The organism is Paenibacillus thiaminolyticus, assembly GCF_003591545.1.
GTDB lineage: Bacteria > Bacillota > Bacilli > Paenibacillales > Paenibacillaceae > Paenibacillus_B > Paenibacillus_B thiaminolyticus_A.
Genome location: NZ_QYZD01000023.1, coordinates 45,433 through 59,953 on the forward strand (window position 1 = coordinate 45,433; position 14,521 = coordinate 59,953).

At 53.9% G+C, this 14,521-nt stretch carries 16 protein-coding genes; 11 read left to right on the plus strand and 5 right to left on the minus strand.

Annotated features, from left to right (window positions below; genetic code table 11):
- Nucleotides 1-86: 86 nt before the first annotated feature.
- The 3 genes from DQX05_RS21115 to DQX05_RS21120 are packed head-to-tail and all read left to right on the plus strand — an operon-like array spanning nt 87 to nt 1,133.
- Nucleotides 87-566 (plus strand): acyl-CoA thioesterase, encoded by a 480-nt coding sequence (locus tag DQX05_RS21115; RefSeq protein WP_119795451.1) that lies wholly within the window; start codon nt 87-89, stop codon nt 564-566.
- Nucleotides 563-703: a hypothetical protein gene (locus DQX05_RS30980; protein WP_182914848.1), complete on the plus strand. Its 141-nt coding sequence runs from the start codon at nt 563-565 to the stop codon at nt 701-703. The genes DQX05_RS21115 and DQX05_RS30980 overlap by 4 nt, the downstream gene beginning before the upstream one ends.
- 25 nt (nt 704-728) lie before the next feature.
- On the plus strand, nt 729-1,133 hold the full coding sequence (locus tag DQX05_RS21120) for an FxsA family protein (protein ID WP_087445252.1): 405 nt from the start codon (nt 729-731) through the stop codon (nt 1,131-1,133).
- A gap of 1,076 nt (nt 1,134-2,209) precedes the next feature.
- Here DQX05_RS21120 and DQX05_RS21125 read toward each other — a convergent pair.
- Both DQX05_RS21125 and ytvI (DQX05_RS21130) read right to left on the minus strand, forming a co-directional pair.
- On the minus strand, nt 2,210-2,731 hold the full coding sequence (locus DQX05_RS21125) for a ClbS/DfsB family four-helix bundle protein (RefSeq protein WP_119795452.1): 522 nt from the start codon (nt 2,729-2,731) through the stop codon (nt 2,210-2,212).
- A gap of 182 nt (nt 2,732-2,913) precedes the next feature.
- Complete coding sequence (gene ytvI / locus DQX05_RS21130; RefSeq protein WP_119795453.1) at nt 2,914-4,029, minus strand: sporulation integral membrane protein YtvI; 1,116 nt, start codon at nt 4,027-4,029, stop codon at nt 2,914-2,916.
- 316 nt (nt 4,030-4,345) lie between these two features.
- Here ytvI (DQX05_RS21130) and citZ point away from each other — a divergent pair, with 316 nt between their 5' ends.
- From citZ to DQX05_RS21150, 4 genes are all read left to right on the plus strand, one after another.
- A complete protein-coding gene (citZ, locus tag DQX05_RS21135) occupies nt 4,346-5,458 on the plus strand; it encodes a citrate synthase (protein WP_119795454.1) in 1,113 nt (370 codons plus the stop codon).
- A 153-nt stretch (nt 5,459-5,611) separates the two neighbouring features.
- On the plus strand, nt 5,612-6,910 hold the full coding sequence (gene icd, locus DQX05_RS21140) for an NADP-dependent isocitrate dehydrogenase (RefSeq protein WP_119795455.1): 1,299 nt from the start codon (nt 5,612-5,614) through the stop codon (nt 6,908-6,910).
- 13 nt (nt 6,911-6,923) lie between these two features.
- Nucleotides 6,924-7,865, plus strand: a complete 942-nt coding sequence (gene mdh, locus DQX05_RS21145) for a malate dehydrogenase (RefSeq protein ID WP_119795456.1) — start codon at nt 6,924-6,926, stop codon at nt 7,863-7,865.
- A 186-nt stretch (nt 7,866-8,051) separates the two neighbouring features.
- Nucleotides 8,052-8,429 carry a hypothetical protein gene (locus DQX05_RS21150; RefSeq protein ID WP_259392156.1) on the plus strand — a complete coding sequence of 126 codons (378 nt, stop codon included), beginning with the start codon at nt 8,052-8,054 and terminating at the stop codon, nt 8,427-8,429.
- Between the two features lie 81 nt (nt 8,430-8,510).
- Here DQX05_RS21150 and DQX05_RS21155 read toward each other — a convergent pair whose 3' ends face one another.
- Nucleotides 8,511-9,158, minus strand: a complete 648-nt coding sequence (locus DQX05_RS21155; RefSeq protein ID WP_259392157.1) for an ABC transporter substrate-binding protein — start codon at nt 9,156-9,158, stop codon at nt 8,511-8,513.
- A gap of 160 nt (nt 9,159-9,318) precedes the next feature.
- Here DQX05_RS21155 and dhaS point away from each other — a divergent pair, with 160 nt between their 5' ends.
- The 3 genes from dhaS (at nt 9,319) to DQX05_RS32440 (ending at nt 10,440) form a co-directional block, all read left to right on the plus strand.
- Complete coding sequence (gene dhaS, locus DQX05_RS21160) at nt 9,319-9,888, plus strand: dihydroxyacetone kinase transcriptional activator DhaS (protein ID WP_119795458.1); 570 nt, start codon at nt 9,319-9,321, stop codon at nt 9,886-9,888.
- A gap of 85 nt (nt 9,889-9,973) precedes the next feature.
- Nucleotides 9,974-10,111, plus strand: a complete 138-nt coding sequence (locus tag DQX05_RS32435; protein WP_259392158.1) for a hypothetical protein — start codon at nt 9,974-9,976, stop codon at nt 10,109-10,111.
- Between the two features lie 131 nt (nt 10,112-10,242).
- A complete protein-coding gene (locus DQX05_RS32440) occupies nt 10,243-10,440 on the plus strand; it encodes an oleate hydratase (RefSeq protein ID WP_259392159.1) in 198 nt (65 codons plus the stop codon).
- A gap of 213 nt (nt 10,441-10,653) precedes the next feature.
- Here DQX05_RS32440 and ytvI (DQX05_RS21170) read toward each other — a convergent pair whose 3' ends face one another.
- The gene (gene ytvI, locus DQX05_RS21170) at nt 10,654-11,790 is read right to left on the minus strand and encodes a sporulation integral membrane protein YtvI (RefSeq protein ID WP_119795459.1); all 1,137 of its coding nucleotides are present in this window, start codon (nt 11,788-11,790) and stop codon (nt 10,654-10,656) included.
- A 131-nt stretch (nt 11,791-11,921) separates the two neighbouring features.
- Nucleotides 11,922-12,551: a 5'-deoxynucleotidase gene (gene yfbR / locus DQX05_RS21175; RefSeq protein ID WP_119795460.1), complete on the minus strand. Its 630-nt coding sequence runs from the start codon at nt 12,549-12,551 to the stop codon at nt 11,922-11,924.
- Nucleotides 12,552-12,776: 225 nt separating this feature from the next.
- On the opposite strand from yfbR, the gene DQX05_RS21180 reads away from it, so the two are divergent.
- A complete protein-coding gene (locus tag DQX05_RS21180) occupies nt 12,777-14,327 on the plus strand; it encodes a fumarate hydratase (RefSeq protein WP_119795461.1) in 1,551 nt (516 codons plus the stop codon).
- Nucleotides 14,328-14,521: the final 194 nt, after the last annotated feature.

A 14,521-nucleotide genomic window follows, 5' to 3' on the forward strand; every position in this document is an offset into this window, starting at 1 on the left:
CAAGCAGAAGCAATGGTGCAACCGCCATTGCTTCTGTTGCATTTGTGAGCGAAGGCTCCATAGGATACAATAGGGGGAGAAAGGGAATGAGCGATTCCGAAATGAACACGCAAGCCGCGTGGTATGGATTTCCGCTTCGTGTTAGATATCAGGAGACCGATAGGATGGATGTTGTATTCCACGGCAATTACGTCACCTGGTTCGAGGTGGGCCGGACTGAATGGATTCGTGCCCAAGGCTTAACCTACCGTGAACTGGAAGCGCGGGGATTGCTGTTGCCGGTCGTCGACCTGCATCTGCATTTTATGCGCCCGGCTATATACGACGACACGGTTGTCGTGTTCACGAAGCTCATTCAGCGGACGCCTCTGCGCCTCACCTTCGCCTCCAGTATCTGCCGTGCAGGCGAGGAGGGTGCCGAAGCCGGTTGGTATGTTGAGCCGGAAGGCGAGCGCCTCGTTGAAGGCGAGACGACGCTGGCTTGGCTGAACGCGAACTGGAGACCGGCTCGAATCGAGCGGGAAGCGCCTGATGTATGGGAGCTGCTGAAGCAGGCATGCCCTTGACGCTCCTTCCAGGGCTGCTTAGGCGGCCGTTCGCGTTGTGGTATGGGCTGATGACCGACTGGCCATTGGCCGCCAGCAAAGGAGATAATGTGGCAGGCTGTGTTCGCGCGAGCCTCGGCTTCGCAGCTACAGCATGAACTTCAGTGGGAAGGAGATGCGAGCATGAACCCGATTATGATAGGCATACTTATCGTATTGACCTTAATTCCGGCTTTGGAAATATATGGATTCCTCCTCGTCAGCGGCTGGATAGGAGGGTGGAACACGTTCCTCCTGATCCTTTTGACCAGTGTGATCGGCGCGATCATCGCACGCTACGAAGCGGCTCAAGTATGGGGAGAGGCCCAGAAGCAGCTTCAAGCGAGACAGGTTCCGGGGCGGGCGGTCATTGACGGTCTCTGTATACTGGCTGGCGGCGTGCTGCTGCTGACCCCCGGGTTTTTCACGGATATCGTGGGCTTCACGCTCGTGTTTCCACTGACCCGGCCCCTATACAGGCATTACTTGCTCAAATGGATTGAAAAGAAAATGAAGGATGGCAGCTTCATCTACTATAAGCGATATTGATGAGGTGCGCCTGCACAGACAACGACATGATGCGTGCATCACGTCGTTGTTCCGTTCCGGCCACTTTTGAGAAATCGCCCCCTCGATTAGTGCAGGTAAGCACGTATAACCGCCTATGAACGCTATCCCCTTGCGTCAGGGCAGGTAAGCGCGTATGAACGCCTTATGGACGATATACCACTGCGTCAGGACAGGTAAGTACGTATGAGCACCCTATGAACGCTATCCCCTTGCGTCAGGAGCAGGTAAGCGCGTATGAACGCCCTATGGGCGATATCCCCTTGCGTCAGGACAGGTAAGCGCGTCTGAGCGCCCTATGGGCGATATCCCCTTGCATCAGGGGGAAGGTAGGAGCGTCTGAACTCCTTATGGAAGATATCCCACTGCGTCAGGACAGGTAAGTACGTATAAGCACCCTATGAACGCTATCCCCTTGCGTCAGAAGGGCAGGTAAGCGCGAATGAGCGCCCTATGAACGAAATCCCTATGCCTCAGGTCAGGTAAGCACGAATGAGGCCCTATGAATGATATCCCAATGCGTCAGGACAGGTAGCATAACCGTAACCGAGCCTTATCAGTGTTATCCCGTTTATTCAGGGTAGGGGCTTATAGGCTTTGTTCAATTCGGTCTTTGTGGATGATCCGGCCCCTGACGCGTTGGGATATTGGTTATAAGGACGCTCCTATGCTACATCTCCATTCGACAAAACCATCAATACAAGCAATATTACTAGCGCAAGAATCAGCATTTGTACTTAGTGCGTCCTATGCAGTAACGAGTTGCAGAAGTTTGGTGAGTGGCCTTTCCGGCAAGAGCCGGGCCCCTGACGTGTTGGGATATTGGTTATAAGGACTTTTCTAAGGTACCTTTCCATTCGATAAAGGCCCGGCACGAGACAAGAACAATTACAAGAACAATTATTACAAGAACAAAAAGAACAAGATCAAAGAACAAGATCGAAGAACAAGAATCAGCATAAGTACCTGGCGCTCCCTATCGAACCAACGATGTGCAGAATGGCTGGTACCTTGCCCCTCAAGCTTCCAGACCCGCGTCGCTGGACAGAGGTGACGGATTACGCTTGTTCCTGATGCTTTTTCCACTTCCTGATTTTTGCCCGGAATGTTTTGAAGGGAGCGGCGGAATTGATGTGGATCCATCGGGCCATCGGCCAGTTCGGTTTGTCCCCGGTCCATTTGCGGACAGATTGGATAAACAGTTCTTCTTCGCTTAAGGTGTCGATCCAGTCCAGCCACTGGCGTTCTGTATCTCGGAACAACCGCCGGAGTTCGGTCAAGGAAAGATCAGCGTAAGCAGCGTAGAAGGACTGGTACAGGCCGCCGAGCTGGTTCCATTTATAATCCGGCGCCGGCATGATAACGGGTTTTCCCGCCAGTTCGTCTTTATCCCAGCCCATAACAAGATTCAGCCATCCGAGCTGGTAGGCGATGATTTCGGCGGGAGTTCTATCGACTTCAGGAACTCTTTTGTCCTTTTGACTGTCGTCCATCCCCTCGAACTCACCGTCCAGCAGCAGATAAGCAGAATGGATGGTTTCTTTCAGCTGTTGTTTGGATGCGTATTCGTAGCTCGCCATGGCGACTCCCCTTTTCAGATTTTTCTATTATTTTACTAGATTGAACCTGACACCTCTATGTCATATTTCGATCGGTCCCGCAGCCAAAATTGATAACTGCATGCGGAATCCGGCGGCCGAAGTGGAAAGAGGGGGGCTACCCCCTCCTGGTGGTGATAGGATGCGGGCGCTTGTCCGGCTTCTTACTGCCTTCCGGCCATAATGTAGTTGCGCAAGTCCGTGAAGATTCCGGCCCGGTGCAGCGCGGCAATGATGACGACGGCGACAGGCCCGGCGATCAGGCCGAGCACGCCGAGCAGCTTGAGGCCGGCGAAGGTGGCCATGAGCATGATAAGCGGATCGAGCCCGAGGCTGGAGGCGAGCACTTTCGGCTCCATCACCTGGCGGGCGACGAGGACAATCGCATAGAGGACGGCAAGTCCGATGCCGAACGAGGTATTGCCGATCGCGAAGCTGTATATCATCCAAGGCACCATGACCGCTCCCACTCCCAGGTAGGGGAGCAGATCGACAAGTCCGACCAGTAGTCCGATTGTGATCGCGTAGTCGACCCGGAGCAGGATGAGGCCGATCGTGACGAAGACCATCGTCATCGAGATGAGCATGAATTGTGCCCGGCAGTAGCCGAACAGGGCCCCTTTCAGATCGTGCCAAATGGTGCCAGCTGGCGTCCGGAGCGGCTCCTGCACCCAGGCGAGCACCGTGCGCCGCCATCGCAGCCAATCCTTGCTGATGAAGAAGGCGGCGAGCAGGACGACGATCGCGATGGTTGCGACGTTGGGCAGGCTGGTGAGCAGCCGGACGATGCCATCCAGGAAGAGCGTGATCAGGTTCGTAATCGCGGTCGTGACGGTCTGCGCGGTATCGGCCAGATTGCGGTTGATCGATTCCTGGACATTCGGATTGTCCTTGTAGATCGAACTGATCAAATGAATGAGCTGCTGTACCTCCCCGCTATCGAAAAAACGGATGAACAACTCCCTCCATTGATTGAGTGTATAATCCATCGTTAACGATACTGTATATATTTCTTTGACGATGCGCGTAATGACGGCGGCCGCAATCGTCATCATTCCGAGCAGGAACAGCAGCAGCGACACCGTGACGCTAAGCCAGCGGGGAAAGCGCAGCGATTCGCTCATCCAATCGACGATCGGGTTCAGCAGGAGCGCGATCAGCCATGCGATCAGGAACGGGTACATCACAGGCAAGAGAATGTAGCAAGCGACGCAGACAAGGATGGATCCCCCCAGGACAAGGCTTCCTCTCCATAGCCGTTTCAACGATATGTGATTCATTTTCCCGTCTCCTTTCCGGCTTGGGTGACCGGGATTCCTGCTTCCCGGATCCGTACGTAGGACAGACCTTTATAAGTAATGCTATGCTTAAAATCACAAGACTTTCATTTTTATTTTCACAAAAAGCATTTATAGACGTGATAAAGCATTTCTATCCACATTCTGTAATGAAACCGTTCACAGTTCCGACAAAATCCTTTATGATTTAAAGTAGAAAGAACCTGCCTATTTTCAAATAGTCAGGGAACATCAGGATTGGCAGAGAAAAGGGAAACTAGGATTGATATAGGTAAGTAATGCAAAGGAGAGAGGACAGATGACAGCGACGAAAGGTTTGGAAGGTATTGTTGCAGCGGAATCGTCGATCAGCTCGATTATCGACGGCACGCTGACCTACCGCGGTTACAATATCGACGATTTGGCTGATTACGCAACCTTTGAAGAGGTTGTGTACTTGCTCTGGCATGGCCAGCTGCCGAACCGTGACGAATTATCTGCATTACAGAAGCAATTCGACGAGAGTGCGGCAATTTCTCCTGCCGTCATCGATCAAATGAGATTGTACCCGTCGAACGCCAATACGATGGCTGTTCTCCGCTCCGCGATTTCCGCTCTGGCCCTGTATGACGATCTGGCCAACGACATGAGCCGGGAGGCGAATGTCGCCAAGGCGGTGAAGCTGCAGGCGAAGCTGCCTACCGTGGTTGCCGCTTACGCGCGTCTGCGTGCGGGCAAGGAGCCGGTGGCTCCGCAAGCCGGCCGTTCCATCGCATACAATTTCCTGTATATGCTGACAGGGGAAGAGCCGGAGGCAAGCGCCGTGAAGGCGATGGACAAAGCGCTCGTCCTTCACGCAGATCATGAGTTAAACGCTTCCACGTTCGCCGCGCGCGTCACGGTGGCGACGCTCTCAGACATCTATTCCGGCGTTGTGTCGGCTATCGGAGCGTTGAAGGGACCGCTTCATGGCGGAGCCAATGAAGCCGTCATGAAGATGCTTGAAGAGATCGGTTCTCCCGATCGCGTGGAGGATTACATTCAAGATAAGCTCGATCGCAAAGAAAAGATCATGGGCTTCGGACACCGCGTCTACAAGAATGGAGATCCGCGCGCGAAGCATCTTCAGGCGATGTCTCGTGAGCTTGGCGGCAAGAGCGGCAATCTCGAGCTGTATAACATGTCGGTCCGCATTGAAGAGATTGTGACCGGTCAGAAGGGCCTGAAGCCGAACGTCGACTTCTATTCAGCCTCGGTGTACACGCTGCTTGGCGTACCGCGCGATCTGTTTACTCCGATCTTCGCGATAAGCCGGGTATCCGGATGGACGGCTCATATTTTGGAGCAATACGAGAACAACCGGATTATCCGTCCGCGCGCCGAGTACACCGGACCGGCCGTCCAGCGCTACGTTCCGCTCGCGGAGCGATAATCGACGGACACGGGATGGAGCAGCGAATAATCGAACTGGCTTGTGCTACCAGACGGCGGGTTGCTACAATGGAGTTGTGGCTCCCGCCGATCGTATGGCAGACGAAGGCTGCATCACATGATGGTGCGGCAATTTACTTAAGGAGGAACGTCCATGGTTCAATTGGAGAAGTTCGAATTACCTACTGAAGGCGAGAAAATTACAATTCAAGACGGCAAGCTGCAAGTGCCTAACCATCCGATTATCCCGTTCATCGAAGGAGACGGAACGGGCCGCGATATTTGGCGCGCATCGAAGCGGGTGCTCGATGCCGCAGTCGAGAAGGCGTACAATGGCGAACGCAAGCTGGCTTGGTATGAGGTGTTCGCGGGCGAGAAGGCCTATAACACATACGGCGAATGGCTGCCTAACGATACGCTGGCAGCGATCCGCGAATATATCGTCGCGATCAAGGGACCGTTGACGACGCCAATCGGCGGCGGTATCCGTTCTCTGAACGTCGCGCTTCGCCAAGAGCTGGATCTGTACACATGCTTGCGTCCGGTTCGCTATTTCCACGGCGTTCCTTCTCCGGTCAAGCGTCCGGAATTGGTTGACATGGTCATTTTCCGTGAAAATACCGAAGATATCTATGCCGGCATCGAGTATGCTTCCGGATCGGAAGAAGTGAAGAAAGTGATTGCCTTCCTGCAGCAGGAGATGGGCGTGAAGAAAATCCGCTTCCCTGAGACTTCCGGCATCGGCATCAAGCCGGTATCTTCCGAAGGCTCCAAGCGCCTCGTACGCGCAGCGATCGAATACGCGATCACTCATAAGCGCAAGAGCGTAACGCTGGTTCACAAAGGCAACATTATGAAGTTCACGGAAGGCGCGTTCAAGAACTGGGGCTACGAAGTGGCCGAGCAGGAATTCGCCGAGCAGACGTTCACTTGGGGCCAGTACGATCGCATCAAGGAAGCGGAAGGCGTAGATGCGGCCAACAAGGCCCAAGCGGAAGCGGAAGCGGCTGGCAAGATCATCATCAAGGACGCCATTGCTGATATCGCTCTGCAGCAAGTGCTGACGCGTCCGAAGGACTTCGACGTCATCGCTACGCTGAACCTGAACGGCGACTACTTGTCCGACGCCCTGGCTGCGCAAGTCGGCGGCATCGGCATTGCGCCTGGCGCGAACATCAACTATGTGACCGGACATGCCATTTTCGAAGCGACGCACGGAACCGCGCCGAAGTATGCGGATCTCGATGTCGTCAATCCGGGCTCCGTTATTCTGTCCGGCGTCATGCTGCTGGAGCATCTTGGCTGGCAGGAAGCTGCTGACTTGATCTACAAAGGCATGGAGACGGCGATCAACAATAAGACCGTAACCTATGACTTTGCCCGTCTGATGGACGACGCAACGGAAGTGAAATGCTCGCAATTCGCTGATCATATCATTAACCATATGAAATAGGGGGTCGACCGGAATGGCTATTCGACGCAACAAGATTACGGTAGTAGGTGCGGGATTCACGGGCGCTACTACTGCTTTGATGCTCGCCCAAAAGGAACTCGGAGACGTTGTATTGGTGGATATCCCCCAACTCGAGAATCCAACGAAGGGGAAGGCGCTTGACATGCTGGAGGCAAGCCCGGTGCAAGGGTTCGACAGCCAGATTACAGGTACCTCCAACTATGAAGATACGAAGGATTCCGACATCGTCATCATAACGGCGGGTGTAGCGCGGAAGCCGGGCATGAGCCGGGACGATCTCGTCAACACGAATGCAGGCATCGTGAAGTCCGTCTGCGAAAATGTGAAAAAGTACTGCCCAAATGCTTACGTCATCATTTTGAGCAATCCGGTTGATGCGATGACCTACGCAGCATTTGAAACGCTCGGCTTCCCGAAGAACCGCGTCATCGGCCAATCCGGCGTCCTGGACACGGCTCGTTACTGTACGTTCATCGCGCAGGAATTGAACGTGTCGGTGGAAGATGTCCGCGGGGTCGTGCTTGGCGGACATGGCGACGACATGGTGCCGCTCGTTCGGTATACGAATGTCGGCGGCGTGCCGATTGAGAAGCTGATTCCGCAGGAGCGCATTGATGCGATCGTGCAGCGCACCCGCGTAGGCGGCGGCGAGATCGTGAACCTGCTTGGCAACGGTAGCGCCTACTATGCGCCGGCGGCATCGCTGGTACAGATGACCGAAGCGATTCTGAAGGACAAGAAGCGCATTCTGCCGGTCATTGCTTACCTGGAAGGTGAATATGGCTACGACAAGCTATTCATGGGCGTATTGGCCATACTGGGCGGCGACGGCATCGAGAAAGTGCTCGAGATTGACTTGACGCCGGAAGAGCGGGCGGCATTGGACAAATCAGCCGAATCCGTGCGGAATGTTATCAAAGTTGTCGCCGGATAAATTGAAATTGTGACAAATATTATAGCGATATACAGAAAGATGGCCCAAAAATGGCCATCTTTCTTTGTGTTCAGAGGGAGAGTCTAGTATAATAGGAAGCAAAATTACATACATAACATGACTATGGAGGGAATGTTCCTTATGTACACGGCTCTTGTACTCTTGCATATTCTGGGGGCAGTCGCAATGGGGATTTATGCGGTCATCCCGTTTGTCGTCAATAAGCTGAAGCTCGTGTCGGCATCGGGGCAGGAGGGGCTGCTGCTTGGCGTTCATTCCGCGAACCGGATTGCCCAATATGCACTAATCGCGCAATTTCTGACGGGCGGCTATATGATTGGCAAAGGCAGCTATTCCATGCTGTGGATTATTTTGACGATGGTCGTGTTCCTCGCCATCGCCGCGCTGGGCGGCATTATGGGCAAGCAGATCAAGGTTGCGCTGCAGTCGGCGAAGGCCGGCCAGAGTAATACGGCGGCGATTGACAAGACGCAGATGTTCGCCACGCTCGTCTTCATCCTGTTCATCATCATGGTTATTTTGATGGTCTACCGCTACATTTAATCCGAAGCGGAACAGGGAGGGCCGTCCTGTACGTCATGCAGTATGACGAACGGGACCGCCCTTTTTTTCTTGCCAATCGCTCTATTTTTTCAACACCATATCGCGCACCATTTCCAGCACTTTTTCTTTGCCGAGCGGGAATGTTCCTAACGACCATGTTGGATTGTCCAACATATAGACGTGGCCGTTTTTCGCTGCCTTCAGCTTGCTCCACAGCTCGGATTTTTGCATGTCATCCAGCTTTTTTTGAGCCACTGCCAGATTATCTCCATACAGCCCCAAGAAAATATAGTCCGGATCGAACATGAATAGATTTTCAAGAGATACCATTTCGACGCTTGACTCCGTCGGCGCCCCTTCGCCTATCGGCAGCTTCAAATCAGAGAACAGGACGTCGCCGAGCAAAGCTTTTCCGTAATTCCGGTATTGCGACGCATTTGTCACGTACAGGGCAAACGTTGCATCTCCCGTGACGGCTTTAATTTCATCGCCGATTTTCTTGGCCTTCTCTTCATAATGAGCAAGCCATTCATTCATTTCCTTTTCTTTGCCCGAGATGCCGGCCATCTCGGGGAAGCGTTCGCGCCAAGTGTAAAAATCGCCCTCCAACTGCACTGTCGGCGCAATTTGCGTAAGCTGATCGTACAATTTCTCCGTGCGGCCGCTCGTAATAATCAAATCCGGATTCAGCGCCATTACGTCTTCCACCTTCACGGAGCCGGCATCCACCAAGGTTACTCATTCCAGCTTGTCCTTCAAGTAATCGGGCAGATCCGGGCCGGCTGACGACATAATCGGCTTGATTCCCATAGTCATTTGTAGCGGGATACGATTGCGGGTATAATAAGCATAAATTTCAGAGTTGTATTCTGATACAGCAGGTGATGGAATGTCCAGCTCGCTTATAACGAGGAAAGCGCTTGCGACCTCACTCAAGGAACTGATGAACGACCGCCCTTTCAATAAAATTACGGTCAAGCATATCGTGGATCGCTGCGGCTTGAACAGGCAAACGTTTTACTACCATTTCCAGGACATTTACGATTTGCTCGGCTGGGTTTACCAATCTGAAGCCGTCGAGAGCATCGCCCACTACCGAAGCTACAGCACATGGACGCAAGGACTCCGCAAAATTTTTCTCTATATCGAGAACAACAAAGCATTTTGTCTCAACACGCTTAACTCATTGGCAAGGAACCATCTCGATCATTATTTGTACAGCGTCACGATGGGCTTAATGAGGGATGTGGTGAACGAAGTCTCGGATACAATGGAGGTTCGGGAAGAGGATAAGAAATTTATCGCCAATTTCTATACGCTTGCCTTTACTGGCCTCGTGATTCAGTGGATGGAGAACGGAATGACCGAGAATCCGGACCGGATGATCCAAAAATTGAACGAGCTGTTGGAGGGCAATTTCTCCAAAGCGCTGCATCGCTATGAGCACAAGCCCCAGTAAGCGAGGCTGCCTCTCGCTAGAAAACTATACATTTTATTGCCAATGGCAAAAAATTATACAGCCGCCGCATGGCGTCGATTTCAATATGAAATGCACGGTGACCGATCTGGATTTCAAAGAAGGCAGCGGCATTACGGTAACGAGAATTCATTATGTCAAAGAGGGATCGCCGGGAACGATAGAGCTCAATGACGGCGACCTTATCATCGTGACGGGTCGATGACGGAGGGCTATAGCCTTGGCTCGATGACGTCCGCCCAAGCTTGAACGGCAAGGGAAGCTCGTGGAAGCTATGGGATCGCATCGCCGCGAAGAAGCCCGGATTGGGAAATCCCTTCTTCATTCGACGACCATATCGAAGGCTCGAAGTGGGAGTCCTTCACCGTAACCTGTCAGGACTCGAGATTTTTCGATCGGATGGAAGCCTTCTCCCGCAATAAAGCACGAACAGGCGCCTTGGTCACATTCAAGGAGTCCAGTTGGTTGATGTCGATTGTGCTAGCGCATCAGCCGCATTTCCGGAACCAGCCGGAGCATGTCCGCGTGTTCTAGGGCTACGGTCTGTACCCGGATAATGAAGGCGACTATGTGAAGAAAAAAATGTCGGACTGCAACGAGTATCAATATGACATTAGAACGCTGCTGAATGGGCTAGTGACGTCCTTCGGGTAAGAAAGCGTGAAGAGTTGCGGCGGGCCTGACAGGCAAAGAGAGCGCATTCCGGGGGAATGGCGCTCTCTTTGTTGTCCTTGCGAAGCTGCGTGATTATTTGGGTGCAGGGGGCGCCATCGGAAAGAAGGAGCCGGTCATAATATAGCGCCAGACATCGCGGAATACATGGGCCCGCTGCAGCGCCGTCAGCACGACGAGGGCGATGATGCCAACAAAAATGCCGATCACCCCGAACAGATGAAGTCCCGCGAACAAAAAGATAAGCAGCATAAGCGGATTCAGTCCGATGCTGGAGCCGTACACCTTCGGTTCAAAGGCATGCCGCGTCACAAGAATGATCGGCCATAACACCAGAAGACCGGTGCCCAGGAACAGGTTGCCTTCGATGAAGGAGAACACCGCCCACGGGACGACTATGGCGGGGATGCCGATCAGCGGAATCAGATCGACGATGCCGCCGATAATCGCGATCGTGAAGGCATACTCGACGCCAAGAACAAGCAACCCGAGGAAAAAGACGAGTGCGGTAATGCTGGATAAAATAATATGCCCCTTCACGTAACCGAAAATGGCATGCTGCAGATCGCCGCTTACGACGCTGAGGGAGGCGCGTACCCGTTCGGGCACCATCTGCTTGCTCGCCGTCGCCAGCGAATTCCACTGCTTGCTGATGAGATAGGTAGCGACCATAATAATGACGGTGATCACAGCCAGCTTGGGCAGGAACAGCACGCTCGCTTTAATAAAGTTGAATAAGTAGGCGACGAGAGCCGAGCCGGTCGTCGCGATCGTGCTCGTATATTTCGACAAGGACGATTGCAAGTCGATCGCTGTCAGCGTCTCATTTAGATCGGACAGGATAGCTTGGAATTCAGCGGAATGATAGTAATCATTCAGCCAATTCCTCCACTCGGCGATCTGCTCCTGCACGAGGCCGACGATATGCCAGGACTCCGACACGATCTTGGTCGTGAAGACGAAGATCGCGAAGGTTATGATCGAGCCGAACAGTAGAATGGAGGAGGCTACGGCGGTCCAGCGCGGGAACCTCCATCTTTGCTCCAAAAACCGGACGAGCGGGTTCATCATATAGGCCAGCAGCCAGGCAATCAGGAACGGGTAAATTATCCGGAAGCCATAATAAAATAGCAGGATAGCCCCGAGTGTGACGATGGTTACCCATATGCCGCGAAAAATGCGATGAACCAGTGTGACATTGAATAATGGCATGGCGTTCTTCCTTTCTTCCTATCCAACGGCGACAATTTTCGCTGTATTTTTTACCTTAATTTTAACAGACCGCGGGATGATTTCCAAAACCATCGCCAGTCTGCGGGATAGGGAGGAGGAACTACGTGAGTCTAGCTGTCGGGCAACGACATTTCGTCCAGCGTCATGTCGAAGCTTGGCGCGAGGCGGGTAAGGACATAGTCGATTTCCTCCAGGCCGAGCGCCCGCAATTTTTGCTCGGTCTGCCGCCGGGCCACATCGAATTCCCGGTTGCCCGCTGCCGCTTCGCTTCCGCATTTGAAGTAGGCGTCGAGCAGATCGGCAGCCTTCACATAGCGCTTCAGTTCCTCATCCAGCGTCTGATCGATGAGCGGCGCATAGGCCGTCTGCAGCTCAGCCGGAATCATGCCGATAAGCCGCTCTGCAGCCAATTGCTCGATCTCGCGGAAGTTGGCCAGAATGCGCGTATTGTGGTGCTTGACGGGCGTCGGAATATCTCCCGTGAACACTTCCGTCGCGTCGTGGAACAGCGCCATCATGACGGCCCGGCCCGTGTCCAGCGCTTTCCCGTACACCTCGTTCCCGATTGTGCACAGCATATGCGTCGTCATCGCGACGTGGAAGCTGTGCTCGGCGACGTTCTCCTTCGTCGTATTGCGCATCAGGCTCCAGCGCTCGATATGCTTCAACCGATACATATAGGCAAAAAAATGATGTCCATGCGGACGCCCGGCTTGCGCCTCGTCCTTGATTGGATCCATAGGTTCTCATCCTTTCCGGCATCGCATCGAGCTCCGGATAACTTCGTCCGAATGTCTTCGACAGACGCTTCTATTATGCTATTATATTACTATAGGAAGCGGATTCACGCCGCATGCGGCATGTCGAATCGGCCGAAGCAGAGAAGATAGAGAGGAACCCGACAGACAGCCAGATGATTGCAGATAGATAGCGGGATATTCGAAGAGAGGGGCTTGGGTTTGCTTATGAAATCGTTTTTGCAGAGCGTTTATGATTTGATCGTGGAGACATCAACCAATCTGCCGGGCGATGTGCGCAAGGCGATCCGGGAAGCGCAAGCGCGCGAGGACGCTGCCACGCGCGCCGGACTGTCCCTGGGCACGATCGCCCGCAATATTGCGATGGCGGAGACGAAGATATCCCCCATCTGTCAGGATACCGGCATGCCGACGTTCATCGTCCATACCCCGGTAGGCGCGAATCAGATCGTCATGAAGCGGGAGATTCAGGAAGCGGTCAGCCACGCGACGAAGGAAGGCAAGCTTCGCACCAATTCCGTCGATTCCTTGACGGGCGCGAACAGCGGGGACAATCTCGGCCCGGGAACGCCGGTCATCCATTTCGAGCAGTGGGAGCGCGACGACATAGAGGTGCGTCTCATCTTGAAGGGCGGCGGCTGCGAGAACAAGAACATCCAGTACAGCCTGCCGGCCGAACTGGAGGGCTTGGGCAAGGCGGGCCGCGATCTCGACGGCATCCGCAAATGCATTCTGCACGCGATCTACCAGGCTCAGGGGCAGGGCTGCAGCGCAGGCTTCATCGGTGTCGGCATCGGCGGTGATCGGACGACAGGCTACGAGCTGGCGAAGCAGCAGCTGTTCCGCCGCGTAGATGATACGAATCCGATTGCTGAGCTGCGGCAATTGGAAGAATATATTTTGGATAAGGCAAATCAGCTGGGCATCGGCACGATGGGCTTCGGCGGCGAGGTGACGCTGCTTGGCTGCAAGATTGGGGTCATGAACCGGCTGCCGGCGAGCTTCTTCGTATCGGTCGCCTACAACTGCTGGGCCTACCGGCGCCAAGGCGCCCTGCTCGACAGCGCGAGCGGAGAGATTAAGGAATGGGTATACGAGCGCGGCAGCGAGCTTCCGATGGACAGCGCGGCCGATGAAGCGGCAGGGGCAGCGGAAGAAGCGCCCGCGAAGAGCGAGAGCAGCCGCATCGTGCTGAATACGCCGATTTCCGAGGAGCAGATCCGCTCTTTGAAGGTAGGGGACGTCGTCGTTATCAACGGAGAGATGCACACGGGACGCGACGCGCTCCATAAATATTTGATGGACCATGATGCGCCGGTCGATCTGGACGGGGCGGTCATCTATCATTGCGGCCCGGTCATGCTTAAGGATGAGGAAGGCTGGCATGTCAAGGCGGCCGGACCAACGACGAGCATCCGCGAGGAGCCGTACCAAGGCGATATCATTAAGAAATTCGGCATCCGCGCCGTCATCGGCAAAGGCGGCATGGGTGCGAAGACACTGGCCGCGCTGCAGGAGCATGGCGCCGTCTATTTGAATGCGATTGGTGGGGCGGCTCAATATTATGCGGAATGCATGAAGCAAGTGAACGGAGTCGATTTCCTCGAATTCGGCATTCCGGAAGCGATGTGGCATCTCGATGTAGAAGGGTTCGCGGCGATTGTGACGATGGATGCGCATGGCAACAGCCTGCACGCTGACGTCGATCGCAACTCGTTCGAGAAGCTGGCCCAGTTAAAGGACCCTGTCTTTGCATAAGCAATCATTCTTTAATCCCCGGTCGCGGACCGGGGATTTGTTTGTATGGCCCGGCCGGAATGACAATGGTCATCGGAAGGGAAGAATAGCGGAGAACGCGATTCCGTTCAGGGTTTACAAAACCTTTACATAAGACACTCTAGCCAAACGGCGCAACGGTCGGTAGGATGGAACATAGACCTACAACCTCGAGA

What these genes read in the sequence shown, in the direction of transcription:
- DQX05_RS21115 (WP_119795451.1), top strand. Translation starts at nt 87, where the DNA reads ATGAGCGATTCCGAAATGAACACGCAAGCCGCGTGGTATGGATTTCCG.
- DQX05_RS21120 (WP_087445252.1), top strand. Translation starts at nt 729, where the DNA reads ATGAACCCGATTATGATAGGCATACTTATCGTATTGACCTTAATTCCG.
- DQX05_RS21125 (WP_119795452.1), bottom strand. Translation starts at nt 2,731, where the DNA reads ATGGCGAGCTACGAATACGCATCCAAACAACAGCTGAAAGAAACCATC.
- ytvI (WP_119795453.1), bottom strand. Translation starts at nt 4,029, where the DNA reads ATGAATCACATATCGTTGAAACGGCTATGGAGAGGAAGCCTTGTCCTG.
- citZ (WP_119795454.1), top strand. Translation starts at nt 4,346, where the DNA reads ATGACAGCGACGAAAGGTTTGGAAGGTATTGTTGCAGCGGAATCGTCG.
- icd (WP_119795455.1), top strand. Translation starts at nt 5,612, where the DNA reads ATGGTTCAATTGGAGAAGTTCGAATTACCTACTGAAGGCGAGAAAATT.
- mdh (WP_119795456.1), top strand. Translation starts at nt 6,924, where the DNA reads ATGGCTATTCGACGCAACAAGATTACGGTAGTAGGTGCGGGATTCACG.
- DQX05_RS21150 (WP_259392156.1), top strand. Translation starts at nt 8,052, where the DNA reads ATGGGGATTTATGCGGTCATCCCGTTTGTCGTCAATAAGCTGAAGCTC.
- dhaS (WP_119795458.1), top strand. Translation starts at nt 9,319, where the DNA reads ATGTCCAGCTCGCTTATAACGAGGAAAGCGCTTGCGACCTCACTCAAG.
- DQX05_RS32435 (WP_259392158.1), top strand. Translation starts at nt 9,974, where the DNA reads ATGAAATGCACGGTGACCGATCTGGATTTCAAAGAAGGCAGCGGCATT.
- ytvI (WP_119795459.1), bottom strand. Translation starts at nt 11,790, where the DNA reads ATGCCATTATTCAATGTCACACTGGTTCATCGCATTTTTCGCGGCATA.
- yfbR (WP_119795460.1), bottom strand. Translation starts at nt 12,551, where the DNA reads ATGGATCCAATCAAGGACGAGGCGCAAGCCGGGCGTCCGCATGGACAT.
- DQX05_RS21180 (WP_119795461.1), top strand. Translation starts at nt 12,777, where the DNA reads ATGAAATCGTTTTTGCAGAGCGTTTATGATTTGATCGTGGAGACATCA.